Source organism: Pseudomonas sp. R3-56 (genome assembly GCF_051132075.1).
Taxonomy (GTDB): domain Bacteria; phylum Pseudomonadota; class Gammaproteobacteria; order Pseudomonadales; family Pseudomonadaceae; genus Aquipseudomonas.
Map to the genome: position 1 here is coordinate 1,314,762 of NZ_CP071657.1, position 23,800 is coordinate 1,338,561.

Sequence of the window (23,800 nt, forward strand, 5' to 3'; positions counted from 1 at the left end):
TTTTACAGTCGCTGGTTGGTCATTGGGATACGTGGAGGCCAAACCCGACTTATCAAGGAACTATCATGTCCCAAGTCAACATGCGCGATATGCTGAAGGCCGGTGTGCACTTCGGCCACCAGACCCGTTACTGGAACCCGAAAATGGGCAAGTACATTTTCGGCGCGCGCAACAAGATCCACATCATCAACCTTGAAAAAACCCTGCCGATGTTCAACGAAGCACTGACCTTCGTAGAGCGCCTGGCCCAGGGCAAAAACAAGATTCTGTTCGTTGGCACCAAGCGTTCCGCTGGCAAGATCGTTGCTGAAGAAGCAGCACGTTGCGGTTCGCCGTACGTCGATCACCGCTGGTTGGGCGGCATGCTGACCAACTTCAAGACCATTCGCGCTTCCATCAAGCGTCTGCGTGACCTTGAAGTCCAGTCCGAAGACGGTACTTTCGCCAAGCTGACCAAGAAAGAAGCGCTGATGCGCACTCGTGATCTTGAGAAGCTGGACCGCTCCCTGGGCGGTATCAAGGACATGGGCGGTCTGCCTGACGCGCTGTTCGTGATCGACGTTGACCACGAGCGCATCGCGATCACCGAAGCCAACAAGCTGGGTATCCCGGTCATCGGCGTTGTCGATACCAACAGCAGCCCGGAAGGCGTTGACTACATCATCCCAGGCAACGATGACGCCATCCGCGCCATCCAGCTGTACATGGGTTCGATGGCTGACGCTGTCATCCGTGGTCGCAACAATGTAAATGGCGGCACCGAAGTCTTCGCTGAAGAAGCTCCGGCAGCAGCCGCTGAGTAATTGACGCCCTGGCGTTGACTCAGTAAGCAAAAAGGGGGCTTGGCCCCCTTTTTGCCACCTCGAAAACCACTTGTCGCCAGCGCAGCTACCTGTTTGTAACCTGCAGCGGTCTATAAGCAGTGGTTTTCAGGAAGAATTGATCGCCCGTTCGGTCGGGTGGAATGGTTGAAAACCTATCCAAGAGGATTTTGAAATGGCAGAGATTACTGCAGCGTTGGTCAAAGAACTGCGCGAGCGTACCGGCGAAGGCATGATGGACTGCAAGAAAGCCTTGACCAAGGCTGGCGGCGACATCGAGAAAGCCATTGATGACATGCGCGCTTCGGGCGCCATCAAGGCTGCCAAGAAAGCCGGCAACATTGCCGCTGAAGGCGCGATCGGCATCAAGGATGACGGTAAAGCTGCCGTTATCATCGAAGTCAACTCGCAGACCGACTTCCTGGCCCTGCAAGACGACTTCAAGGCATTCGTTGCCGCCAGCGTCGAAAAAGCATTCACCGACAAACTGACCGACGCAGCTCCGCTGATCGCCGCTCAGGAATCGGCTCGTGAAGCCCTGGTTGCCAAAGTAGGCGAAAACGTCAACATCCGTCGTCTGGTTCGCGTCGAAGGCGATGTTGTCGGTTCTTACCTGCACGGCAATAAGATCGGTGTTGTTGTGGCCCTCAAAGGCGGCAACGTCGAGCTGGCCAAAGACATCGCAATGCACGTCGCTGCCAGCAACCCTGAGTTCCTGCTGCCGTCGGAAGTTTCCGCTGACGCCATCGAGCGTGAAAAAGCTGTGTTCATGCAGCTCAACGAAGACAAGATCAAAGGCAAGCCAGCCGAAATCGTTGAAAAAATGGTTGCCGGTCGTATCACCAAGTTCCTGGCTGAAGCCAGCCTGGTTGAGCAGGCGTTCGTCAAGAACCCTGAAATCAAGGTCGGTGAACTGGCCAAGAAGGGCGGCGCTGAAATCGTTTCCTTCACCTACTTCAAAGTGGGCGAAGGCATCGAGAAACCAGTAGACAACTTCGCTGAAGAAGTGGCTGCTCAGCTGGCTGCCAGCAAGCAATAAGACAGTTTGTATAACTGTCGCCCTGAAGAGGCTGCCCGCTCACGCGCGCAGCCTCTTTTCGGATAAGGATGCCGATTTATATTGGTTTCCTGTCGGAACTGGCTTACAAAGCCGTGTTCCGATGGCGCTGTGTCAGCGTCAAGCTAGAGTGAACGCAGGCTGCAAACAGCCCGCAACAGAATTTTTTGAAAAATACGCCGCAGGAGAGATTCGCAATGGCTCAGCAGGGCAGTGGTTATCAGGCTCGCTATAAACGCATTCTACTCAAGCTTAGCGGCGAGGCCCTGATGGGCTCGGAAGAGTTCGGGATCGACCCGAAAGTGCTGGATCGCATGGCCCTGGAAGTTGGCCAGTTGGTCGGGATCGGCGTTCAGGTCGGCCTGGTCATCGGCGGCGGCAACTTGTTCCGTGGCGCGGCGCTGAGCGCGGCGGGCATGGATCGGGTCACGGGCGACCACATGGGCATGCTGGCCACTGTGATGAACGCCCTGGCTATGCGCGACGCGCTGGAGCGTGCCAATATCTCCGCCATCGTGATGTCGGCCATTTCCATGGTCGGCGTGACCGATCACTACGATCGCCGCAAGGCCATGCGCCACCTCAATTCCAAGGAGGTGGTGATTTTTGCCGCGGGTACCGGCAATCCGTTCTTCACAACGGATTCGGCCGCGTGCCTGCGAGCGATCGAGATCGACGCCGATGTCGTGCTCAAGGCTACCAAGGTGGATGGCGTGTACACCGCTGACCCGTTCAAAGACCCGCATGCCGAGAAGTTCGATCATCTGACCTACGATGAAGTGCTGGATCGCAAGCTGGGTGTAATGGACCTGACTGCTATCTGCCTGTGCCGCGACCACAAGATGCCGCTGCGCGTTTTCAACATGAACAAACCCGGGGCCCTGCTCAACATCGTGCACGGTGGCGCCGAAGGAACACTGATCGAGGAAGGCAAGCAATGATCAACGACATCAAGAAAGACGCTCAAGAGCGCATGCAGAAATCCCTGGAGTCTCTGAGCCACGCATTCGGCCAGATTCGTACCGGCAAGGCTCACCCGAGCATCCTCGGCAGCGTCATGGTGCCTTACTACGGCACTGACACGCCGCTGAGCAGCGTCGCCAACGTCACCGTGAAAGACTCGCGCACCCTGCAGGTCGTTGCTTTCGAGCGCAACATGCTCGCCGCTGTAGACAAGGCGATCCAGAGCGCCGGTTTGAACCTCAACCCAACCAACCTGGGTGAGCTGCTGCTGATCCCGATGCCGGCCCTCACCGAGGAAACGCGCAAAGGCTTCACGAAACAGGCCCGTAGCGCCGCGGAAGACGCGCGTGTTGCCGTGCGCAATATCCGTCGTGACGCGTTGGGTGAGCTGAAGAAGCTGGTCAAGGACAAGGAAATCAGTGAAGACGAAGAGCGTCGTGCCATCGCTGATATCGATAAGCTGACCAAAGAATCCGAGGCCCAGATCAGCAAGGCTACGGACGAGAAAGAAAAAGACCTGATGGCCGTATAAGGGTCTCGTTTTCATGGATAAGACCAAGCAGGCCGTGCCGTTCGCGGTACCGCGCCATGTGGCGATCATCATGGACGGCAATAACCGCTGGGCCAAGAAGCGCTTTATGCCCGGTGTTGCCGGGCATAAAGCCGGGGTCGACGCGGTTCGGGCGGTCATTGAGGTGTGCGCCGAGGCCGGGGTCGAGGTGCTCACCCTGTTCGCGTTTTCCAGCGAAAACTGGCAGCGTCCGGCCGATGAGGTCAGCGCCTTGATGGACCTCTTCCTCAAGGCGTTGCGGCGTGAAGCCAAACGCCTCGACGAGAACCGGATCAGTCTGCGGATCATCGGTGATCGCTCGCGCTTTCATCCGGAACTGCAGGCTGCGATGCGCGAAGCCGAGACCGCCACGGCTGGCGCCGATCGGTTCGTTCTGCAGATTGCCGCCAATTACGGCGGTCAGTGGGATATCGCCCAGGCGGCGCAGCGCCTGGCGCGGGAAGTCCAGGCCGGTCACCTGCGGCCCGAGGACATCACGCCCGAGCTGTTGCAAACCTGCCTGGCAACCGGCGACCTGCCGTTGCCGGACCTGTGCATCCGCACCGGTGGCGAACATCGCATCAGCAACTTCCTCCTCTGGCAGCTGGCTTACGCCGAGCTATACTTCTCCGACCTGTTCTGGCCGGACTTCAAACACGAAGCCATGCGCACTGCGCTGGCCGATTTCGCTTCCCGTCAGCGTCGTTTCGGTAAAACGAGCGAGCAGATCGAAGCTGGAGCCCGGGTTTAATGCTCAAACAACGAATCATCACCGCCCTGATCCTGTTGCCCATCGCCTTGGCTGGCTTTTTCCTGCTTGAAGGAGCCGGCTTCGCCCTGTTCATCGGCCTGGTCGTGACGCTGGGCGCCTGGGAATGGGCGCGGCTGGCAGGTTTTGCTGCGCAGTCGGCGCGCATGATCTACGCGGCAGTGGTCGCCGCCATGCTGTTCATCATGTACCTCGTGCCTGGCATCGCGCCGTGGGTGCTGGGGGCGGCAGTGCTGTGGTGGGCGACGGCAACCTTCCTGGTGCTGACCTATCCACGCACTACGCACCACTGGGCCAACGCCGCGACCAAGCTGATGATCGGCCTGTTGATCCTGCTGCCTGCCTGGCAAGGGCTGATCTGGATCAAGCAGGGCGCACTGGGCAACTGGCAGATCATGGCGGTAATGGTGCTGGTCTGGGGGGCTGACGTTGGCGCCTATTTCTCCGGTCGTGCCTTTGGCAAGCGCAAGCTGGCGCCGAAAGTCAGTCCGGGCAAAAGCTGGGAAGGTGTCTACGGTGGCCTGGCCCTGAGTCTGGTCATTACCGCTGTGGTCGGTTTTGTGCGGGACTGGACCGTCGCGCAATTGCTGATGGGCCTGTTCGGCGCGGCCCTGGTGGTTTTCGTATCGGTCGTCGGTGACCTGACCGAAAGCATGTTCAAGCGTCAGTCCGGGGTCAAGGACAGCAGTAACCTGCTGCCGGGCCACGGTGGTGTACTGGACCGTATCGACAGCCTGACCGCCGCAATCCCGATCTTCGCCGTGCTGTTGTGGATGGCGGCACCGTGAGTCGTCCTCAGCAGATTACCGTTCTGGGGGCCACGGGCTCCATCGGACTGAGTACCCTTGATGTCATCGGTCGCCATCCGGAGCGCTATCAGGTATTCGCTCTCAGTGGCTTCACCCGCCTGAGCGAGCTGCTGGCGCTGTGCATCCGCCACGCGCCGCGCTTTGCCGTGGTGCCACATGCCGATGTGGCGCGGGCGCTGCAGGACGACCTGCGCGCCGCCGGCCTGCAAACTCGTGTGCTGGTGGGCGAGGAGGGCCTTTGCCAGGTGGCTTCCGACCCTGAAGTCGACGCCGTGATGGCGGCAATCGTCGGGGCGGCGGGCTTGCGTCCGACGCTGGCGGCGGTGGAGGCTGGCAAGAAAATCCTGCTGGCGAACAAGGAAGCACTGGTGATGTCCGGTGCACTGTTCATGCAGGCGGTGCGCAAAAGCGGCTCGGTACTGCTGCCCATCGACAGCGAACACAATGCTATTTTCCAATGCATGCCGCGGGATTTTTCCCGCGGCCTGGGGGCGGTCGGCGTTCGGCGGATTCTTCTGACAGCGTCTGGCGGCCCATTCCGGCAGACACCCCTGGAAGAATTGGTGCATGTTTCGCCCGAGCAGGCTTGCGCCCACCCGAACTGGTCCATGGGACGCAAGATTTCCGTGGACTCCGCCAGCATGATGAACAAGGGGCTGGAGCTGATCGAGGCCTGCTGGCTGTTCGATGCCCGGCCGTCCCAGGTCGAGGTGGTGATCCATCCACAAAGCGTGATCCACTCCCTGGTGGATTATGTCGATGGTTCGGTCCTCGCGCAGTTGGGGAACCCGGACATGCGCACGCCGATCGCCAATGCGCTGGCCTGGCCGGAGCGGATCGATTCGGGGGTGGCGCCGCTGGACCTGTTTGCCATCGCCCGTCTGGATTTCCAGGCGCCCGACGAGCAGCGGTTTCCTTGCCTGCGCCTGGCGCGGCAGGCGGCCGAGGCCGGCGATAGTGCCCCGGCCATGCTTAACGCGGCCAACGAAGTGGCGGTCGCAGCGTTTCTCGATGGGCGTGTCCGTTACCTCGAGATCGCGAGTATCATCGAGGAGGTCTTGAATCTCGAGGCCGTGGTTTCGCTTGATGATCTCGATGCGGTATTTACCGTCGACGCCAGGGCTCGTGAGCTGGCGGGCCATTGGTTGAAGCGCCACGGGCGTTGAGACTGCGGTACCTTAGCCAGGGTTGTCCCGGGCAGGATTGTGGAGAAAACAGATGAGCGCGCTCTATATGATTGTCGGCACCCTGGTTGCGCTGGGGGTGCTGGTCACTTTTCACGAATTCGGCCATTTCTGGGTCGCGCGTCGCTGTGGCGTCAAGGTTCTGCGTTTTTCCGTTGGCTTCGGCATGCCTTTGCTGCGCTGGCACGACAAGCAGGGCACCGAATTCGTCGTCGCGGCCATCCCGCTGGGCGGCTACGTCAAGATGCTCGATGAGCGCGAAGGCGAAGTGCCTGTCGATCAGCTTGACCAATCTTTCAATCGCAAGACCGTTCGTCAGCGTATCGCTATCGTGGCGGCGGGCCCGATCGCCAATTTCCTGTTGGCTCTGGTGTTTTTCTGGGCTTTGGCGATGCTTGGCAGTGAGCAGGTGCGCCCGGTCATCGGTGCGGTAGAGGCCGGCAGCGTGGCGGCTCGGGCCGGGTTGGGCGCAGGCCAGGAAATTGTCGCCATCGATGGTGAGCCCACCTCGGGCTGGGCGGCGGTCAACCTGCAGTTGGTGCGCCGCCTGGGCGAAAGTGGCTCGCTGCAATTGCTGGTGCGCGAGCAGGGCTCGACGGCGGATTCGCCGCGAGAGCTGATTCTCGACAACTGGCTCAAGGGCGCCGACGAGCCGGATCCGATCCGTTCCCTGGGGATCCGCCCATGGCGTCCGGCGCTGCCGCCTGTGCTGGCCGAGCTCGATCCGAAAGGCCCGGCTCACGCCGCAGGTCTGAAAACCGGTGACCGCTTGCTGTCATTCGATGGCCAGTCGGTGAATGACTGGCAACAGGTGGTTGATTCGGTTCGTGTACGTCCTGATACCAAAATCCTGCTGCGCGTCGAACGCGACGGTGCTTCAATCGACGTCCCGGTGACCCTGGCCGCCCGTGGCGAAAGCAAGGCGCCGACCGGTTACCTGGGGGCGGGCGTCAAGGCGGTCGAGTGGCCGCCGGAAATGATCCGCGAGGTCAGCTTCGGCCCTCTTGAGGCGATTGGCGAGGGTGCGCGTCGTACCTGGACCATGAGTGTCCTGACCCTGGACTCGCTGAAGAAAATGTTGTTCGGCGAGCTCTCGGTAAAAAACTTGAGTGGACCGATAACCATTGCTAAAGTGGCGGGCGCTTCTGCCCAGTCGGGCGTCGCTGATTTCCTGAATTTCCTTGCTTATCTGAGCATTAGCCTGGGGGTTCTGAATTTGCTGCCCATTCCGGTACTGGATGGGGGGCATCTGCTGTTTTATCTGATCGAGTGGGCGCGTGGTCGTCCCTTGTCGGATCGGGTGCAAGGTTGGGGGATACAGATCGGTATCAGCTTGGTGGTCGGGGTGATGTTGCTTGCTCTGGTCAACGATCTGGGTCGTCTGTAACGCTTCGCTGAATTGCGAATCTGCCGCATTTTGCGGCAGTTTGTTTATTGCCAGTTGGAATAAGAAAGGACTTCATGAAACGTCTGCTGCTAACTGCGGTTCTCACCGTATTGATGATCGCCGAAGTTCACGCCGAGTCCTTCACTATCTCTGATATTCGCGTCAACGGCCTCCAGCGGGTTTCCGCGGGTAGCGTCTTTGGTGCCTTGCCGTTGAACGTCGGCGAGCAGGCGGATGATCGGCGCCTGGTGGAATCCACTCGTGCGCTGTTCAAGACCGGCTTCTTTCAAGATATCCAGCTGGGCCGCGACGGCAATGTCCTGGTCATCACGGTCGTCGAGCGCCCATCGGTTGCCAGTATCGAGATCGAAGGCAACAAGGCGATCTCCACTGAAGACCTGATGAAAGGCCTCAAGCAATCCGGCCTGGCCGAAGGCGAGATCTTCCAGCGCGCGACCCTCGAAGGCGTCCGTAACGAGCTGCAACGCCAATACGTTGCTCAGGGCCGTTATTCGGCGACTGTCGACACCGAAGTCGTGCCGCAGCCGCGCAACCGCGTCGGCCTGAAGGTCAACATCAACGAAGGCACCGTCGCCGCCATCCAGCACATCAACGTGGTCGGCAACACGGTGTTCCCGGATGAAGACCTGATCGACCTGTTCGAACTCAAGACCACCAACTGGCTGTCGTTCTTCAAGAACGACGACAAGTACGCTCGTGAAAAACTCTCCGGTGACCTGGAGCGCCTGCGTTCCTACTACCTGGACCGTGGCTACATCAACATGGACATTGCTTCGACCCAGGTGTCCATCACCCCGGACAAGAAGCACGTCTACATCACTGTCAACGTCAACGAAGGCGAGAAGTACACCGTTCGTGACGTCAAGCTCAGTGGTGACCTGAAAGTTCCGGAAGACCAGGTCAAATCGCTGTTGCTGGTGCAGAAGGGGCAGGTGTTCTCGCGCAAGCTGATGACCACCACGTCCGAGCTGATCACTCGCCGCCTGGGTAACGAGGGTTACACCTTCGCCAACGTGAACGGCGTGCCACAACCGCACGATGAAGACCATACCGTCGACATCACGTTCGGCGTGGACCCCGGCAAGCGTGCCTACGTCAACCGCATCAACTTCCGTGGCAACACCAAGTCCGAGGACGAAGTGCTGCGTCGCGAAATGCGCCAGATGGAAGGTGGCTGGGCGTCGACCTACCTGATCGACCAGTCCAAGACCCGCCTGGAGCGCCTGGGCTTCTTCAAGGAAGTCAACGTCGAGACCCCGGCCGTACCGGGCGTCGATGACCAGGTGGATGTGAACTACAGCGTCGAGGAACAAGCCTCCGGTTCGATCACCGCCAGTGTCGGTTTCGCCCAGAGCGCGGGCCTGATCCTGGGTGGTTCGATCACCCAGAACAACTTCCTCGGTACCGGTAACCGCGTCAGCGTGGGCCTGACCCGCAGCGAGTACCAGACCCGCTACAACTTCGGTTACGTGGACCCCTACTGGACTGCCGACGGTGTGAGCCTGGGCTACAACGCCTTCTATCGCACCACCGACTACGACGAGCTCGACTCTGACATCTCCAGCTATGCGGTGGACAGCCTGGGTGCCGGCGTCAACATCGGCTATCCGATCAGCGAAACGTCGCGCCTGACCTTCGGCCTCACCGCCCAGCAGGACGAGATCAGCACTGGCCGCTATACCGTTGACGAAATTTTCGATTTCGTCGAGAAAGAGGGCGACAAGTACCTGAACTTCAAGGCGTCTGTTGGTTGGTCCGAGTCGACCCTGAACAAGGGTGTGTTGGCGACCCGTGGCCGTTCCCAGAGCTTGGTCCTGGAAACCACCACGCCTGGCAGCGACCTGTCGTTCTTCAAGCTCGACTACCGCGGCCAGCTGTTCCAGCCGCTGTCTGACAACTACACCATGCGCCTGCACACCGAGCTGGGTTATGGCGATGGCTACGGTTCGACCGACGGCCTGCCGTTCTACGAGAACTACTACGCCGGTGGTTTCAACTCGGTGCGTGGCTTCAAGGACAGCACCCTGGGCCCGCGCAGTACCCCGAGCCGAGGTGCAGCTGTCACTGGCAACCAGGGGACCATCCGGGATCCGGACCAGGATCCACTGCCGTTCGGTGGTAACGTCCTGATCCAGGGCGGTGCCGAGCTCCTGTTCCCGATGCCGTTCGTCAAGGATCAGCGCTCCCTGCGTACCTCGGTATTCTGGGACGTGGGTAACGTATTCGACTCCAGCTGCGATAAGCCTACTAACAACAATGGCACGTCATCCAACGCAGAGTGCAACGACATCAGCCTGAGCAACCTCGCCAGCTCCGTCGGCGTCGGCGTGACCTGGGTCACCGCGCTAGGCCCGTTGAGCTTCGCGTTGGCGATGCCGATCAAGAAACCGGATGACGCTGAAACCCAGGTTTTCCAATTCTCCCTCGGTCAGACGTTCTAAGCGTCTGACCCAAGATAACGACAATGGATTTTGTAGGAGTACATCGTGCGTAAGTTGACTCAATTGGTTCTCCTGGCGACCGTACTGGTCGCAGGTCCGGCTTTTGCCGACATGAAGATCGCCGTCCTGAACTATCAGATGGCCCTGCTGGAATCCGACGCGGCGAAGAAATACGCTGTGGACGCGGAGAAAAAATTCGGCCCGCAACTGACCAAGCTCAAAGGCCTGGAAAGCAGCGCCAAGGGTATCCAGGATCGTCTGGTGGCCGGTGGCGACAAAATGGCCCAGGGTGAGCGCGAGCGTCTGGAGCTTGAATTCAAGCAAAAGGCCCGTGACTTCCAGTTCCAGTCCAAGGAACTGAACGAAGCGAAAGCCGTTGCCGACCGCGAAATGCTCAAGCAGCTCAAGCCGAAACTCGACAGCGCTGTGGAAGAAGTCATCAAGAAGGGTGGTTTTGACCTGGTGTTCGAGCGTGGTGCAGTGATTGATGTCAAGCCTCAGTACGACATCACGCGCCAGGTTATCGAGCGCATGAATCAGCTGAAGTAATCCATGACAGCGACTATCAAGCTCGGCCAGTTGGCCGAGTTCCTCGGCGCCACCCTGCGTGGCGACCCGGAGAAGGTCATCACTGGGCTAGCCACTTTGCAAGAGGCTGGCCCAGCTCAGTTGAGCTTCCTGGCAAATCCTCAATATCGCAAATACCTGGCTGATAGCCGGGCTGCCGCGCTGTTGCTCAAGGCCGGTGATGCCGAAGGGTTTGCCGGTGATTCGCTGATCGTGGCCGACCCCTACCTTGCGTATGCGCGGATTTCCCATCTGTTCGATCCCAAGCCCAAGTCGGCTGCCGGTATTCACCCGAGTGCGGTGATCGCGGCGGACGCCGTGGTGGATCCTTCGGCCAGCGTTGGCCCGTTTGTCGTGATTGAAGGCGCGGCCCGGATTGGCGCCGGTGTGACGCTGGGCGCCCATTGCTTCATCGGCGCGCGCTGCGAGATCGGCGAAGGTGGCTGGCTGGCGCCCCGGGTGACGCTGTATCACGATGTGCGCATCGGCAAGCGGGTAGTGATCCAGTCTGGCGCAGTGCTCGGTGGCGAAGGCTTCGGTTTTGCCAATGAGAAAGGCATCTGGCAAAAGATTGCCCAGATCGGTGGCGTAACCGTCGGCGATGACGTGGAGATCGGCGTCAACACCGCCATCGACCGTGGCGCGCTGGCCGATACGGTCATTGGCAATGGCGTCAAGCTCGACAACCAGATCCAGATCGCCCACAACGTCCAGGTCGGTGACCACACCGCCATGGCCGCCTGCGTGGGCATCTCCGGCAGTACCAAAATCGGCAAGCACTGCATGCTCGCCGGTGGCGTGGGCCTGGTGGGCCATATCGATATCTGTGACAACGTGTTCCTGACCGGAATGACCATGGTGACCCACTCGATTACCGAGCCGGGTGCCTATTCTTCCGGCACAGCCATGCAACCGGCAGCCGAGTGGCGCAAGAGCGCGGCGCGTATCCGCCAGCTCGACGACATCGCGCGGCGCCTCAAGCAGGTGGAAAAGCGTGTAGGGGACGTGACCCCTGGCGGTAATGCTTCATCAGATGGCTGATACCATTTCCATATCAAGTGTGCACAGCCGCTAGGCCCTGGCTTCCTTGATTTGCTAGCGGGGTGCGCGTCAATCGTGCGCTCCCAATCTTTACATAGGCTTCCCCCCGAAATGATGGACATCAACGAGATTCGCGAATACCTGCCTCACCGTTACCCGTTCCTGCTGGTGGATCGGGTCGTGGACCTGGATGTTGAAGGCAAGCGCATTCGCGCCTACAAGAATGTCAGCATCAACGAACCCTTCTTCAATGGTCACTTCCCCGCGCATCCAATCATGCCGGGCGTATTGATCATCGAGGCGATGGCTCAGGCTGCCGGGATCCTTGGTTTCAAAATGCTCGACGTGAAGCCTGCCGACGGTACGCTTTACTACTTTGTTGGCTCGGACAAGCTGCGCTTCCGCCAGCCGGTCACTCCGGGCGATCAGTTGATCCTCGAAGCCAGGTTCATCAGTTGCAAGCGCCAGATCTGGAAATTCGAATGCCAGGCTTCGGTCGATGGCAAGCCGGTCTGCTCCGCTGAAATCATCTGTGCGGAACGCAAGCTATGAGTTTGATTGACCCTCGCGCAATCATCGATCCGACGGCCGTACTGGCCGCCGATGTCGAGGTTGGCCCTTGGTCGATCATCGGCGCAGGTGTGGAAATCGGCGAGGGCACGGTGATCGGGCCCCATGTGATCCTCAAGGGGCCGACCCGGATCGGCCGGCACAACCGCATCTACCAGTTCTCATCGGTAGGCGAGGACACGCCCGACCTCAAGTACAAAGGTGAAGAAACCCGGCTGGTGATTGGCGATCACAACGTGATCCGCGAAGGCGTGACGATTCACCGTGGCACCGTCCAGGACCGTTCCGAAACGACGCTGGGCGACCATAACCTGATCATGGCCTATGCCCACATCGGCCACGACAGTGTCATCGGCAACCATTGCATCCTGGTCAACAACACCGCGTTGGCCGGTCATGTGCACGTGGATGACTGGGCGATCCTGTCCGGTTTCACCCTGGTCCACCAGTATTGCCACATTGGCGCCCATAGCTTCTCCGGCATGGGCACCGCCATCGGCAAGGACGTCCCTGCCTACGTCACCGTGTTCGGCAATCCGGCCGAAGCTCGCAGCATGAACTTCGAAGGCATGCGTCGGCGTGGTTTCAGCGAAGAGGCCATAACTGCCCTGCGTCGCGCCTACAAGGTTGTGTATCGCCAGGGCCTGACGGTCGAGCAGGCGCTCGCCGAACTGGCCGAGGCAGCGGCACAGTTTCCGGAAGTCGCGATATTCCGCGATTCCATCCTGTCTTCGACCCGCGGCATCACCCGCTGATCATGGCGAACCTGCGTATCGCACTGGTGGCGGGCGAAGCTTCCGGTGACATTCTGGGCGCCGGCCTGATGCGCGCGCTCAAGGCGCAGCACCCGGCGGTCGAGTTCATCGGGGTGGGTGGGCCATTGATGGAAGCCGAGGGGCTGGTCTCCTACTTCCCGATGGAGCGCCTGTCGGTGATGGGGCTGGTGGAAGTGCTCGGCCGCTTGCGTGAGCTGCTGGCCCGGCGCAAGAAGCTGATCCAGACGCTGATCGAAGAAAAACCGGATGTGTTCATCGGTATCGATGCGCCGGATTTCACCCTCAATATCGAACTCAAGCTGCGCCAGGCCGGGATCAAGACCGTGCATTATGTCAGCCCGTCGGTCTGGGCCTGGCGACAGAAGCGCGTGTTGAAGATCCGCGAGGGCTGCGACCTGATGCTCACGCTGCTGCCGTTCGAAGCCCGGTTCTACGAAGAAAAAGGCGTGCCCGTGCGATTTGTCGGTCACACCCTGGCCGACACCATTCCCCTGGAGGCGGACCGCGAGGCGGCTCGCCAGGCGCTGGGCCTGGCCGCGGGCCCGCTGGTGGCGTTGATGCCCGGTAGCCGAGGCGGCGAAGTGAGTCGCCTGGGCGGGCTGTTCTTCGACGCCGCCGAGCGTCTGCGGGCGATGCGTCCGGACGTACGATTCATCTTGCCGTGCGCCAGTCCACAGCGGCGGGTCCAGCTCGAAGCACTCCTGGCCGATCGCGATTTGCCGGTCACGCTGCTTGACGGCCAATCGCATCAAGCGCTGGCGGCCTGCGATGCCGTGTTGATTGCTTCCGGCACTGCTACCCTTGAGGCATTGTTGTACAAGCGCCCGATGGTGGTTGCCTATCGCCTGGCGCCGTTGACGTTCTGGATTCTCAAGCGCATGGTCAAGAGCCCTTACGTTTCCCTGCCGAACCTGCTGGCCCAGCGCCTGCTGGTGCCTGAACTGCTGCAGGATGACGCGACCGCCGAGTCCCTGGCCAGCACGCTTTTGCCGTTGATCGATGGCGGCGAGGAACAGACCCGGGGCTTTGACGAAATCCACCGTACCTTGCGTCGCGATGCCTCCAACCAGGCAGCAGACGCGGTACTGACCTTGATCGGCGCCAGACGATGAGCAACGTGAAGCTGCAGATGGGCCTGGATTTCAAGCTGGTCGCCGAAGTCGAAGAGTTGGTCGCGGGTGTCGATGAGGTGGGCCGTGGCCCGTTGTGCGGTGCGGTGGTGACGGCGGCGGTGATCCTCGATCCGAAGCGGCCGATCCTGGGGCTCGATGACTCCAAGAAGCTCACCGAGGCCCGGCGTGAAAAACTCTACGACGAGATCTGCGAAAAAGCCTTGAGCTGGTGCATTGCCCGGGCCGAGGTCGAAGAGATCGACGAGCTGAACATCCTGCATGCCACCATGCTGGCGATGCAGCGGGCGGTACACGGCCTGCACATCACGCCGAAGCTGGCGATGATCGACGGCAACCGTTGCCCCCAGCTGTCGATGCGCGCTGAAGCGGTCATCCAGGGCGACGGCAAGGTGCCGGCTATCGCAGCGGCCTCGATCCTGGCCAAGGTCAGTCGCGACCGGGAAATGGCCGCGTTCGAATTGATCTACCCGGGCTATGGCATCGGCAGCCACAAGGGCTATCCGACCCCCGTTCATCTGGAAGCCTTGGCGCGCCTCGGGCCGACGCCCATCCATCGGCGCTCGTTCGCCCCGGTGCGGCTGGCCTATGAAGCTCGCGAAGGCTTGATTGTGAGTAGTCAGGCTCTGGTTTCCTGATGCAGGCCTTTGTCAGGCTGACCGCTCATGGCTGATGTTTTACCCGAGGCCCGGTACAATCCGGGCCTTGTTGTTTTCATGACTTAACGCAGGATCACTATGCCGGCTTCATTCGTTCATCTACGCCTGCACACTGAATATTCCCTGGTCGACGGCCTGGTGCGGATCAAGCCATTGGTCAAGACCCTGGTCGGCATGAACATGCCTGCCGTGGCCGTTACCGACCAGAACAACATGTGTTCGCTGGTCAAGTTCTACAAGAACGCCATGGGCGCCGGGATCAAGCCGATCTGCGGTGCCGACCTGTGGCTGGCGAACAAGGACCCGGATGCGCCGCTGAGCCGTATCAGCCTGCTGGTGATGAACGCCGTCGGCTACCGCAACCTCACCGAGCTGATTTCCCGCGGCTTTATCGAGGGCCAGCGCAATGGCTCGATCATCATCGAGCGCGAGTGGGTGGCCGAGGCGAGCGAAGGCCTGATCATGCTGTCGGCGGCCAAGGAAGGTGAGATCGGCCTGGCCCTGCTCAGCGACAACACCGAGGAAGCCGAGCAACTGGCTCGCGACTGGATGACGGTGTTCCCGGACCGCTTCTATATCGAGGTGCAACGCACCAACCGTCCGAATGACGAAGAGCACCTGCACGCCGCCGTGGCCCTGGCCGACAAGCTGGGCGCGCCGCTGGTGGCGACCAACGACGTGCGGTTCATCAAGCAGGAAGATTTCGAAGCCCACGAAACCCGCGTCTGCATCGGTGAGGGGCGGGCCCTTGATGATCCTCGTCGGTCAAAGAACTACAGCGACCAGCAGTACCTCAAGAGCGCCGAGGAGATGGCGGAGCTGTTCAGCGACCTGCCCGAAGCGCTGGAAAACACCGTCGAGATTGCCAAGCGCTGCAACATCGAAGTGAAGCTGGGCAAACACTTCCTGCCCAACTTCCCGATTCCCGATGGCATGACCATCGATGAGTATTTTCGCAAGGTGTCGTTCGACGGCCTGGACGAGCGCCTAAAGGTCCTGCTGCCCAAGGACACCACCGAAGATTACGAAGCCAAGCGCCAGGTCTATGTCGACCGGCTGAATTTCGAGCTGGATATCATCATCCAGATGGGCTTCCCCGGTTACTTCCTGATCGTGATGGATTTTATCCAGTGGGCCAAGAGCAACGGCGTGCCCGTCGGCCCAGGGCGGGGGTCGGGTGCCGGGTCGCTGGTGGCCTATGTGCAGAAGATCACCGACCTCGACCCGCTGGAATATGACCTGCTGTTCGAACGTTTCCTCAACCCGGAACGGGTCTCCATGCCCGACTTCGACGTCGACTTCTGCATGGACGGTCGCGACCGGGTGATCGATTACGTCGCCGAGAAGTACGGCCGCAACGCGGTAAGCCAGATCATCACCTTCGGTTCCATGGCCGCCAAGGCGGTGGTGCGTGACGTGGCGCGGGTGCAGGGCAAGTCCTACGGCCTGGCGGATCGCCTGTCGAAGATGATCCCCTTCGAAGTCGGCATGACCCTGGAAAAAGCCTACGAGCAGGAAGAGATCCTGCGCGATTTCATCAAGGTCGATGAAGAAGCGGCGGAAATCTGGGAGATGGCGCGCAAGCTCGAAGGCGTGGTGCGTAACGTCGGCAAGCACGCCGGTGGCGTGGTGATCGCGCCGACCAAACTGACTGACTTTTCGCCGATCTATTGCGACGAAGAGGGCGACGGCCTGGTGACCCAATTCGACAAGGATGACGTCGAGGCGGCCGGCCTGGTGAAGTTCGACTTCCTCGGCCTGCGGACCCTGACGATCATCGATTGGGCGCTCAAGACCATCAACCGCGACCGGGCCAAGGTCGGCGAAGAGCCGCTGGACATCGCGTTTATTCCGCTGGACGACAAGCCGACCTACAGCCTGTTGCAAAAAGCCGAAACAACCGCGGTGTTCCAGCTTGAATCGCGCGGCATGAAGGAGCTGATCAAGAAGCTCAAGCCCGACTGCCTCGAAGACCTGATCGCACTGGTGGCCCTATTCCGTCCGGGCCCTCTGCAATCGGGCATGGTCGATGACTTCATCAACCGCAAGCACGGGCGCGCCGAGCTGGCGTACCCGCATCCCGACTACCAGTATGACGGCCTCAAACCGGTGCTGGCGCCGACCTACGGCATCATCCTGTATCAGGAACAGGTGATGCAGATCGCCCAGGTGATGGCCGGTTATACCCTCGGCGGCGCGGACATGCTGCGTCGAGCCATGGGTAAGAAAAAGCCCGAGGAGATGGCCAAGCAACGCGGTGGTTTCATCGAGGGTTGTGCGAACAACGGCATCGATGCGGACCTGGCGGGCAACATCTTCGACCTGGTGGAAAAGTTCGCCGGCTACGGCTTCAACAAATCCCACTCCGCCGCCTATGGCCTGGTTTCGTACCAGACCGCGTGGCTGAAGGCGCACTACCCGGCGCCGTTCATGGCCGCGGTACTCTCGGCGGACATGCACAACACCGACAAGGTCGTGACCTTGATCGAAGAAGTGCGGACCATGAAGCTGCGCCTCGACGCGCCGGATGTGAACGCTTCGGAGTTCAAATTCACGGTCAACGACGAAGGCCGCATCATCTACGGTCTTGGCGCGATCAAGGGCGTGGGCGAGGGTCCGGTGGAGGCGATCACCGAAGCGCGCCAGGACGGGCCGTTCAAGGACCTGTTCGATTTTTGCGCGCGGGTCGACCTCAAGCGCATCAACAAGCGCACCCTCGACGGGCTGATCCGCAGTGGCGCGCTGGACCGCTTGGGCCCGTACTTCCAGGATGAGCCCAAGGCCTACCAGGCCAACATCGACCGCAACCGCGCGGTGTTGCTGGGGGCGATGGAGGAGGCGATCAAGGCTGCTGAACAGACCGCCCGTACCCACGACAGCGGCCACGCCGACCTGTTTGGCGGGCTGTTTGTCGAGGAAGACGCCGATGTGTATGCCAACCATCGCAAGGCCAAGGAGCTGACCCTCAAGGAGCGCCTCAAGGGCGAGAAAGATACCTTGGGCCTGTACCTGACCGGCCACCCGATCGACGAATACGAGGGCGAAATCCGCCGCTTCGCTCGCCAGCGCATCATCGACCTGAAGCCCGCTCGCGATACGCAAACCGTCGCCGGCATGATCATCGCCCTGCGAGTAATGAAGAACAAAAAGGGCGACAAGATGGGCTTCATCACCCTCGACGACCGCTCCGGGCGTATCGAAGCGTCGTTGTTTGCCGATGCGTTCCATTCGGCGCAATCGCTGTTGCAGACGGATGCAATGGTTGTGGTGGAAGGCGAGGTCAGCAACGACGATTTCTCCGGTGGCCTGCGGCTGCGGGTCAAGCGGGTGATGAGCATGGAGGATGCCCGTACCAACCTGGCCGAGAGCCTGCGCCTGAAGTTGCAGACCCAGGACCTCAAGGGCGATCAGCTACGCTGGTTGGGCGAGTTGTTCAAGCGCCACCGTGGTGCGTGCCCGATCACCATGGAATACATGCGCCCCGATGCCAAGGCCGTGCTGCAGTTCGGCGAGGGCTGGCGGATCGACCCGGCGGATGCGTTGATTCAAGCCTTGCGTGACCAGTTCGGCAAAGACAACGTCTTCCTCCAATACCGTTGACGGCCAGGGGCCACTCCTGAACCTGGAGCGCCCCTGACCTCGACTCGAATTTTTAATCTCGACCTGAACGCGCCTCTCCCTTAAGGTAGGCGCGAATAGACAACCGGCCGGCCCAAGCTCACTTGGACGTCGACCCAAGACGGACGCCTATGAACCCGAATTTTCTAGATTTCGAACAGCCGATCGCCGACCTTCAAGCCAAGATCGAAGAGTTGCGCTTGGTCGGTAACGACAATTCGCTGAATATCGGCGATGAAATCTCTCGGCTGCAGGACAAAAGCCGCACGCTGACTGAAGACATCTTCGGCAAGCTGACCAGCTGGCAGATCGCGCGTCTGGCGCGGCATCCGCGTCGTCCCTACACCCTGGACTACATTGAACACATCTTCACCGAGTTCGATGAGCTTCACGGCGACCGTCACTTCTCCGATGACGCCGCGATCGTCGGCGGTGTCGCCCGTCTGGATGACCAGCCGGTGATGATCATCGGCCACCAGAAAGGCCGCGAAGTGCGCGAGAAAGTACGCCGCAACTTCGGCATGCCGCGTCCGGAAGGCTACCGCAAGGCCTGCCGCCTGATGGAAATGGCCGAGCGCTTCAAGATGCCGATCCTGACGTTCATCGACACGCCGGGCGCCTACCCGGGGATCGACGCCGAAGAGCGCAACCAGAGCGAGGCGATTGCCTGGAACCTGCGTGTGATGGCTCGCCTGAAGACCCCGATCATCGCTACCGTGATCGGCGAAGGCGGTTCCGGCGGGGCGTTGGCCATTGGCGTCTGCGACCAGTTGAACATGCTGCAATATTCCACTTACGCGGTGATCTCGCCGGAAGGCTGCGCCTCGATCCTGTGGAAAACCGCCGAGAAGGCGCCGGACGCCGCAGAAGCCATGGGCATCACCGCCGAACGCCTGAAGGGCCTGGGTATTGTCGACAAGGTGATCAGCGAGCCAGTGGGCGGCGCCCATCGCGACCCGGCCGCGGCCGCAGCGCTGATTCGCGCGGAGCTGAGCGCCCAGCTGTCGATGCTCAAGAACTTCGATAACGACGCGCTGCTGGCGCGTCGCTACGAGCGGTTGATGAGCTACGGTCTCTGATCCGACTGCAACACCCATGTGGGAGCGAGCCTGCTCGCGAAAGCGGATTGACATTCAACAGATGAGTTGACTGATATACCGCCATCGCGAGCAAGCTCGCTCCCACAAATGTTTGTGCCCAGGCTGACTCCTATGAACTCCAGCGCGGATCTGCCAACCCGGCTCCTCACCCAACTATCCCCCTGGCGCAACGCCGCCACCTGGCGCATCGCTTTCTCCGGTGGCCTCGATTCCACTGTCCTGTTGCATCTGCTCGCGACCCTTTCGAAAAACCATTCGTTGCCTGCGCTGAGCGCCATCCACGTCCATCATGGCCTCCAGGCTGTGGCCGATGCCTGGCCTGAACATTGTCGTCGGGTTTGCGCAGCCCTTGGCGTGCCTCTGGAGGTGGTCAGTGTGCAGGTCCGACCCGGCGCCAGCATCGAACGAGCCGCCCGTGACGCGCGGTATGCGGCGTTCATTGCCGCGACGCAGGGCAACGAAGTGTTGCTCACTGGCCAGCATCGTGATGATCAGGCAGAAACCCTGTTGTTTCGTTTGCTGCGCGGGGCAGGGGCGAGGGGCTTGGCGGCGATGCCCCGGCAGCGTCCCTTGGGCCAGGGGCACTTGTTGCGGCCATTGCTCGACGTGTCCCGGGCAGAGTTGGAAAACTACGCGGCGGAGCAAGGCCTGGACTGGATCGAGGATCCCTCCAACAACGATCTCCGGTACGCGCGCAATTATCTGCGCCAGCGGGTCTTCCCGCTGTTGTCCGCGCAGTGGCCCCAAGCGTCGTTGACCCTGGCCCGCAGCGCCGCGCATTTGAGCGAGGCCCAGGGCTTGCTGGACGAGCTGGCGCAGCTCGATCTGCACCGCGCCCGCATCCCGGGCGCATTCGACTGGCTCGGGCTGCAGTCGCTTGAACTGGCGCCATTGCGGGCCCTCTCGCCGGCTCGCCAGCGCAATGCGCTGAGTCATTGGCTGGCGCCGCTGACGACCCTTCCCGACAGCGATCATTGGGTCGGCTGGGACTCACTGCGTGACGCGCAAGAGGACGCCCACCCGATCTGGCGACTGGCCGGCGGCGAATTGCACCGGGCCGGCGCAAGAGTCTGGTGGTTATCCGACCACTGGCTGCGTCCGGTCTCGGGCTCCGTAGCCTGGGCGCGGGTTGATCAACCCTTGTCATTGCCCGATAACGGCAGGGTGATCCTGCGCGGCAAGGGCCCCGTCGGCCCACTCTGTATTCGTTATCGCCAAGGCGGCGAAGTGCTTGACGTTCCCGGCCGTGGTCACCGTGATCTCAAGCGCCTGCTCAATGAAAGCGGCCTGCCGGCGTTCGTCCGCGGTCGATTGCCGCTGCTTTATCAGGGTGAACAATTATTGGCGGTGGCCAATCTGGCCGGGCTCGACGCGCAGGCTGATGGCAGCTGGCAATTGATCTGGACGCCAGGAAGCCAAGATCTGGGTTTGAGCTGAAAAGGGCTTTCCGGTAGACTACGCTCCCTTCTTGATACAACTTCTGTGGATTCGCCTGAATTGCAGGAGTTGCCGATTACCAAGCAGTCTTTGCTGGGCGATTCCAAAAAATGTGTAGCGAGCAACGTACCGGTGATTTCACCTCCGGTCTGTCCCGACGCGGCGGTTTTTTTGAAAGGTGCACTGTGATTAATGCAGGTGATCGGGGGCTTCGGCCTTCCTTCGCTCTCCCCGGCGGCTCGGACCGCTTTAACGCAGACTTCTAGGGTTTTTCATGACGCGCTACATATTCGTCACGGGCGGTGTTGTTTCTTCATTGGGGAAAGGCATTGCCTCGGCTTCATTGGCGGCCATCCTGGAGGCGCGGGGACTTAAGGTCACCATGCTCAAGCTGGACCCGTACATCAACGTCGACCCGGGCACCATGAGCCCGTTCCAGCACGGTGAAGTGTTCGTCACCCACGACGGCGCCGAGACCGACCTGGACCTGGGCCACTACGAGCGGTTCATCCGCACGACCATGACCCAGAACAACAACTTCACCACCGGCCGTGTCTACGAGCACGTGTTGCGCAAGGAGCGTCGGGGTGACTACCTGGGCGCGACCATCCAGGTCATTCCGCACATCACCGACGAAATCAAGCGCCGCATCATCAAGGGTGCCGGCGACGCCGACGTGGCGATGGTCGAGATCGGTGGTACCGTGGGCGATATCGAATCCCAGCCGTTCCTCGAGGCCATCCGCCAGCTGCGTTTCGAAATCGGCGCCAAGCGCGCGATGCTGATGCACCTGACACTGGTTCCGTACATCGCTACCGCCGGTGAAACCAAGACCAAGCCGACCCAACACTCGGTCAAGGAGCTGCGCTCCATCGGCCTGCAGCCGGACGTGCTGATCTGCCGCTCCGACCACCCGATCGATATTTCCTCGCGCCGCAAGATTGCCCAGTTCACCAACGTCGAAGAGCGTGCGGTGATCGGCCTGGAAGACGCCGACACCATCTACAAGATCCCCGGCATCCTGCATTCCCAGGGCCTGGATGACTTCGTCGTCGAGCGCTTCGGCCTGCAATGCGCCAGTGCCGACCTGTCCGAATGGGACGCGGTGGTCGATGCCAAGCTGAACCCGGAGCACGAAGTCACCATCGCCATGGTCGGCAAGTACATGGAGCTGCTGGACGCTTACAAGTCGCTGATCGAGGCGATGAGCCATGCCGGCATCAGCAACCGCACCAAGGTCAACCTGCGCTACATCGATTCCGAAGATATCGAGAACCAGGGCACCGGCCTGCTTGAAGGCGCCGATGCGATCCTCGTGCCGGGCGGCTTTGGCCTGCGGGGCGTGGAAGGCAAGATCACTGCGGTGCAATACGCTCGCGAGAACAAGGTGCCTTACCTGGGTATCTGCCTGGGCATGCAAGTGGCCGTCATCGAGTTCGCGCGTAACGTGATGGGCTGGAAGGACGCCAACTCAACCGAATTCGATCGCAGCAGCGGCCACCCGGTCGTGGGCCTGATCACCGAGTGGGAAGACGCCACCGGCTCGGTCGAAGTGCGTACCGAAACTTCCGATCTGGGCGGTACCATGCGCCTCGGTGCCCAGGAATGCCTGCTTGAAGCCGGCTCCAAGGTGCACGATTGCTACGCCAAGGACGTGATCGTCGAGCGTCACCGCCACCGCTATGAAGTCAACAACAACCTGCTGCCACAACTGATCGAAGCCGGCCTGAAAATCTCCGGCCGCTCCGGTGACGGTGCGTTGGTTGAAGTGGTCGAGGCCGCGGATCACCCGTGGTTCGTCGCTTGCCAGTTCCACCCGGAGTTCACCTCGACACCGCGTGACGGTCATCCGTTGTTCAGCGGTTTCGTGAAAGCCGCATTGGCTCAACACCAGAAGAAGGCATAAGACCATGGCTCAGAAGATCATCCGCGTCGGCGACATCGAGATTGCCAACGACAAACCCATGGTACTGTTCGGCGGCATGAACGTGCTGGAAAGCCGCGACATGGCTATGCAGGTCTGTGAAGAGTACGTCAAGGTCACCCAGAAGCTGGGCATTCCTTACGTGTTCAAGGCCAGCTTCGACAAGGCCAACCGTTCATCCGTGACGTCCTACCGTGGTCCGGGCCTGGAAGAGGGCATGCGGATCTTCCAGGACATCAAGCAAGCGTTCGGCGTGCCGATCATCACCGACGTGCACGAGCCTGACCAGGCCGCGGTCGTCGCCGAGGTCTGTGACATCATCCAGCTGCCGGCCTTCCTGTCGCGCCAGACCGATCTGGTGGTCGCGATGGCCAAGACCGGCGCGGTGATCAACATCAAGAAAGCCCAGTTCCTCGCGCCCCAGGAAATGAAACACATCCTGAGCAAGTGCGAAGAGGCCGGCAACGATAAACTGATCCTCTGCGAGCGCGGTTCGAGCTTCGGCTACAACAACCTGGTGGTGGACATGCTCGGCTTCGGCATCATGAAGCAGTTCGAGTACCCGGTGTTCTTCGACGTCACCCATGCGCTGCAGATGCCCGGTGGTCGGTCCGATTCCGCCGGCGGTCGTCGCGCCCAGGTAACCGACCTGGCCAAGGCCGGCATGAGCCAGTCCCTGGCTGGCCTGTTCCTCGAAGCCCACCCTGATCCGGACAACGCCAAGTGCGACGGCCCTTGTGCCCTGCGCTTGAACAAGCTGGAACCTTTCCTGTCTCAGCTCAAGGCGCTGGACGAGCTGGTCAAGGGTTTTCCGACGATAGAAACCGCGTAACACGGCTTTCTCCGGTAAAGTACCGCTCGATAAACGCTCTGGCCTGCGGGCCGGGCGTTATCGTCGGCGAGCCTGCCCGCTGCTCTGTACCCGCCGACGGTAAAGATTTCCTCTCGCTGCGTCGTTTTCGTCAACTTTGGAGTG

General features: G+C 60.8%; 20 protein-coding genes. All 20 read left to right on the top strand.

The window, feature by feature from the left end; all coding sequences use genetic code 11:
• Window positions 1-65 precede the first annotated feature (65 nt).
• The 20 genes from rpsB to kdsA all read left to right on the top strand — a co-directional run bounded on the left by rpsB (window position 66) and on the right by kdsA (window position 23,656).
• Window positions 66-803, top strand: a complete 738-nt coding sequence (gene rpsB / locus J3P96_RS06135; RefSeq protein WP_003198231.1) for a 30S ribosomal protein S2 — start codon at window positions 66-68, stop codon at window positions 801-803.
• A gap of 193 nt (window positions 804-996) precedes the next feature.
• Window positions 997-1,860, top strand: coding sequence for a translation elongation factor Ts (tsf, locus tag J3P96_RS06140; protein ID WP_434656040.1), 864 nt, complete (start codon window positions 997-999; stop codon window positions 1,858-1,860).
• A 215-nt stretch (window positions 1,861-2,075) separates the two neighbouring features.
• Window positions 2,076-2,819 (top strand): UMP kinase, encoded by a 744-nt coding sequence (gene pyrH, locus J3P96_RS06145; RefSeq protein WP_039591983.1) that lies wholly within the window; start codon window positions 2,076-2,078, stop codon window positions 2,817-2,819.
• Window positions 2,816-3,373 (top strand): ribosome recycling factor, encoded by a 558-nt coding sequence (frr, locus tag J3P96_RS06150; RefSeq protein WP_305499089.1) that lies wholly within the window; start codon window positions 2,816-2,818, stop codon window positions 3,371-3,373. The genes pyrH and frr overlap by 4 nt, the downstream gene beginning before the upstream one ends.
• A 13-nt stretch (window positions 3,374-3,386) precedes the next feature.
• Window positions 3,387-4,142: a polyprenyl diphosphate synthase gene (uppS, locus tag J3P96_RS06155; protein WP_305499090.1), complete on the top strand. Its 756-nt coding sequence runs from the start codon at window positions 3,387-3,389 to the stop codon at window positions 4,140-4,142.
• Complete coding sequence (locus tag J3P96_RS06160; protein ID WP_434572113.1) at window positions 4,142-4,948, top strand: phosphatidate cytidylyltransferase; 807 nt, start codon at window positions 4,142-4,144, stop codon at window positions 4,946-4,948. The genes uppS and J3P96_RS06160 overlap by 1 nt, the downstream gene beginning before the upstream one ends.
• Window positions 4,945-6,135 (top strand): 1-deoxy-D-xylulose-5-phosphate reductoisomerase, encoded by a 1,191-nt coding sequence (gene ispC, locus J3P96_RS06165; RefSeq protein WP_434656042.1) that lies wholly within the window; start codon window positions 4,945-4,947, stop codon window positions 6,133-6,135. The genes J3P96_RS06160 and ispC overlap by 4 nt, the downstream gene beginning before the upstream one ends.
• A 52-nt stretch (window positions 6,136-6,187) precedes the next feature.
• Complete coding sequence (gene rseP, locus J3P96_RS06170; protein ID WP_434656045.1) at window positions 6,188-7,540, top strand: RIP metalloprotease RseP; 1,353 nt, start codon at window positions 6,188-6,190, stop codon at window positions 7,538-7,540.
• A gap of 74 nt (window positions 7,541-7,614) precedes the next feature.
• Window positions 7,615-10,002, top strand: a complete 2,388-nt coding sequence (gene bamA / locus J3P96_RS06175; protein WP_434628705.1) for an outer membrane protein assembly factor BamA — start codon at window positions 7,615-7,617, stop codon at window positions 10,000-10,002.
• A gap of 45 nt (window positions 10,003-10,047) precedes the next feature.
• Window positions 10,048-10,551 (top strand): OmpH family outer membrane protein, encoded by a 504-nt coding sequence (locus J3P96_RS06180; RefSeq protein ID WP_003184901.1) that lies wholly within the window; start codon window positions 10,048-10,050, stop codon window positions 10,549-10,551.
• A gap of 3 nt (window positions 10,552-10,554) precedes the next feature.
• Window positions 10,555-11,610, top strand: a complete 1,056-nt coding sequence (gene lpxD, locus J3P96_RS06185; RefSeq protein WP_434656047.1) for a UDP-3-O-(3-hydroxymyristoyl)glucosamine N-acyltransferase — start codon at window positions 10,555-10,557, stop codon at window positions 11,608-11,610.
• A 111-nt stretch (window positions 11,611-11,721) separates the two neighbouring features.
• Window positions 11,722-12,162, top strand: a complete 441-nt coding sequence (fabZ, locus tag J3P96_RS06190) for a 3-hydroxyacyl-ACP dehydratase FabZ (RefSeq protein ID WP_008154051.1) — start codon at window positions 11,722-11,724, stop codon at window positions 12,160-12,162.
• Window positions 12,159-12,935 carry an acyl-ACP--UDP-N-acetylglucosamine O-acyltransferase gene (gene lpxA / locus J3P96_RS06195; protein ID WP_434572124.1) on the top strand — a complete coding sequence of 259 codons (777 nt, stop codon included), beginning with the start codon at window positions 12,159-12,161 and terminating at the stop codon, window positions 12,933-12,935. The genes fabZ and lpxA overlap by 4 nt, the downstream gene beginning before the upstream one ends.
• Window positions 12,936-12,937: 2 nt before the next feature.
• Window positions 12,938-14,068 (top strand): lipid-A-disaccharide synthase, encoded by a 1,131-nt coding sequence (gene lpxB, locus J3P96_RS06200; RefSeq protein WP_434572125.1) that lies wholly within the window; start codon window positions 12,938-12,940, stop codon window positions 14,066-14,068.
• 11 nt (window positions 14,069-14,079) lie between these two features.
• Entirely contained in the window at window positions 14,080-14,724 is a 645-nt protein-coding gene (gene rnhB, locus J3P96_RS06205; protein ID WP_434658101.1) for a ribonuclease HII, read from the top strand.
• A gap of 99 nt (window positions 14,725-14,823) precedes the next feature.
• A complete protein-coding gene (dnaE, locus tag J3P96_RS06210) occupies window positions 14,824-18,345 on the top strand; it encodes a DNA polymerase III subunit alpha (RefSeq protein WP_434656050.1) in 3,522 nt (1,173 codons plus the stop codon).
• 149 nt (window positions 18,346-18,494) lie between these two features.
• Window positions 18,495-19,442: an acetyl-CoA carboxylase carboxyltransferase subunit alpha gene (locus J3P96_RS06215; protein WP_434656053.1), complete on the top strand. Its 948-nt coding sequence runs from the start codon at window positions 18,495-18,497 to the stop codon at window positions 19,440-19,442.
• Window positions 19,443-19,574: 132 nt separating this feature from the next.
• A complete protein-coding gene (gene tilS, locus J3P96_RS06220) occupies window positions 19,575-20,900 on the top strand; it encodes a tRNA lysidine(34) synthetase TilS (protein WP_434656056.1) in 1,326 nt (441 codons plus the stop codon).
• Between the two features lie 274 nt (window positions 20,901-21,174).
• The gene (locus tag J3P96_RS06225; RefSeq protein ID WP_305499103.1) at window positions 21,175-22,806 is read left to right on the top strand and encodes a CTP synthase; all 1,632 of its coding nucleotides are present in this window, start codon (window positions 21,175-21,177) and stop codon (window positions 22,804-22,806) included.
• A 4-nt stretch (window positions 22,807-22,810) separates the two neighbouring features.
• A complete protein-coding gene (kdsA, locus tag J3P96_RS06230; protein ID WP_434656058.1) occupies window positions 22,811-23,656 on the top strand; it encodes a 3-deoxy-8-phosphooctulonate synthase in 846 nt (281 codons plus the stop codon).
• The last annotated feature ends 144 nt before the right edge of the window (window positions 23,657-23,800 follow it).

What these genes read in the sequence shown, in the direction of transcription:
- rpsB (WP_003198231.1), top strand. Translation starts at nt 66, where the DNA reads ATGTCCCAAGTCAACATGCGCGATATGCTGAAGGCCGGTGTGCACTTC.
- tsf (WP_434656040.1), top strand. Translation starts at nt 997, where the DNA reads ATGGCAGAGATTACTGCAGCGTTGGTCAAAGAACTGCGCGAGCGTACC.
- pyrH (WP_039591983.1), top strand. Translation starts at nt 2,076, where the DNA reads ATGGCTCAGCAGGGCAGTGGTTATCAGGCTCGCTATAAACGCATTCTA.
- frr (WP_305499089.1), top strand. Translation starts at nt 2,816, where the DNA reads ATGATCAACGACATCAAGAAAGACGCTCAAGAGCGCATGCAGAAATCC.
- uppS (WP_305499090.1), top strand. Translation starts at nt 3,387, where the DNA reads ATGGATAAGACCAAGCAGGCCGTGCCGTTCGCGGTACCGCGCCATGTG.
- J3P96_RS06160 (WP_434572113.1), top strand. Translation starts at nt 4,142, where the DNA reads ATGCTCAAACAACGAATCATCACCGCCCTGATCCTGTTGCCCATCGCC.
- rseP (WP_434656045.1), top strand. Translation starts at nt 6,188, where the DNA reads ATGAGCGCGCTCTATATGATTGTCGGCACCCTGGTTGCGCTGGGGGTG.
- bamA (WP_434628705.1), top strand. Translation starts at nt 7,615, where the DNA reads ATGAAACGTCTGCTGCTAACTGCGGTTCTCACCGTATTGATGATCGCC.
- lpxD (WP_434656047.1), top strand. Translation starts at nt 10,555, where the DNA reads ATGACAGCGACTATCAAGCTCGGCCAGTTGGCCGAGTTCCTCGGCGCC.
- fabZ (WP_008154051.1), top strand. Translation starts at nt 11,722, where the DNA reads ATGATGGACATCAACGAGATTCGCGAATACCTGCCTCACCGTTACCCG.
- lpxA (WP_434572124.1), top strand. Translation starts at nt 12,159, where the DNA reads ATGAGTTTGATTGACCCTCGCGCAATCATCGATCCGACGGCCGTACTG.
- lpxB (WP_434572125.1), top strand. Translation starts at nt 12,938, where the DNA reads ATGGCGAACCTGCGTATCGCACTGGTGGCGGGCGAAGCTTCCGGTGAC.
- dnaE (WP_434656050.1), top strand. Translation starts at nt 14,824, where the DNA reads ATGCCGGCTTCATTCGTTCATCTACGCCTGCACACTGAATATTCCCTG.
- J3P96_RS06215 (WP_434656053.1), top strand. Translation starts at nt 18,495, where the DNA reads ATGAACCCGAATTTTCTAGATTTCGAACAGCCGATCGCCGACCTTCAA.
- tilS (WP_434656056.1), top strand. Translation starts at nt 19,575, where the DNA reads ATGAACTCCAGCGCGGATCTGCCAACCCGGCTCCTCACCCAACTATCC.
- J3P96_RS06225 (WP_305499103.1), top strand. Translation starts at nt 21,175, where the DNA reads ATGACGCGCTACATATTCGTCACGGGCGGTGTTGTTTCTTCATTGGGG.
- kdsA (WP_434656058.1), top strand. Translation starts at nt 22,811, where the DNA reads ATGGCTCAGAAGATCATCCGCGTCGGCGACATCGAGATTGCCAACGAC.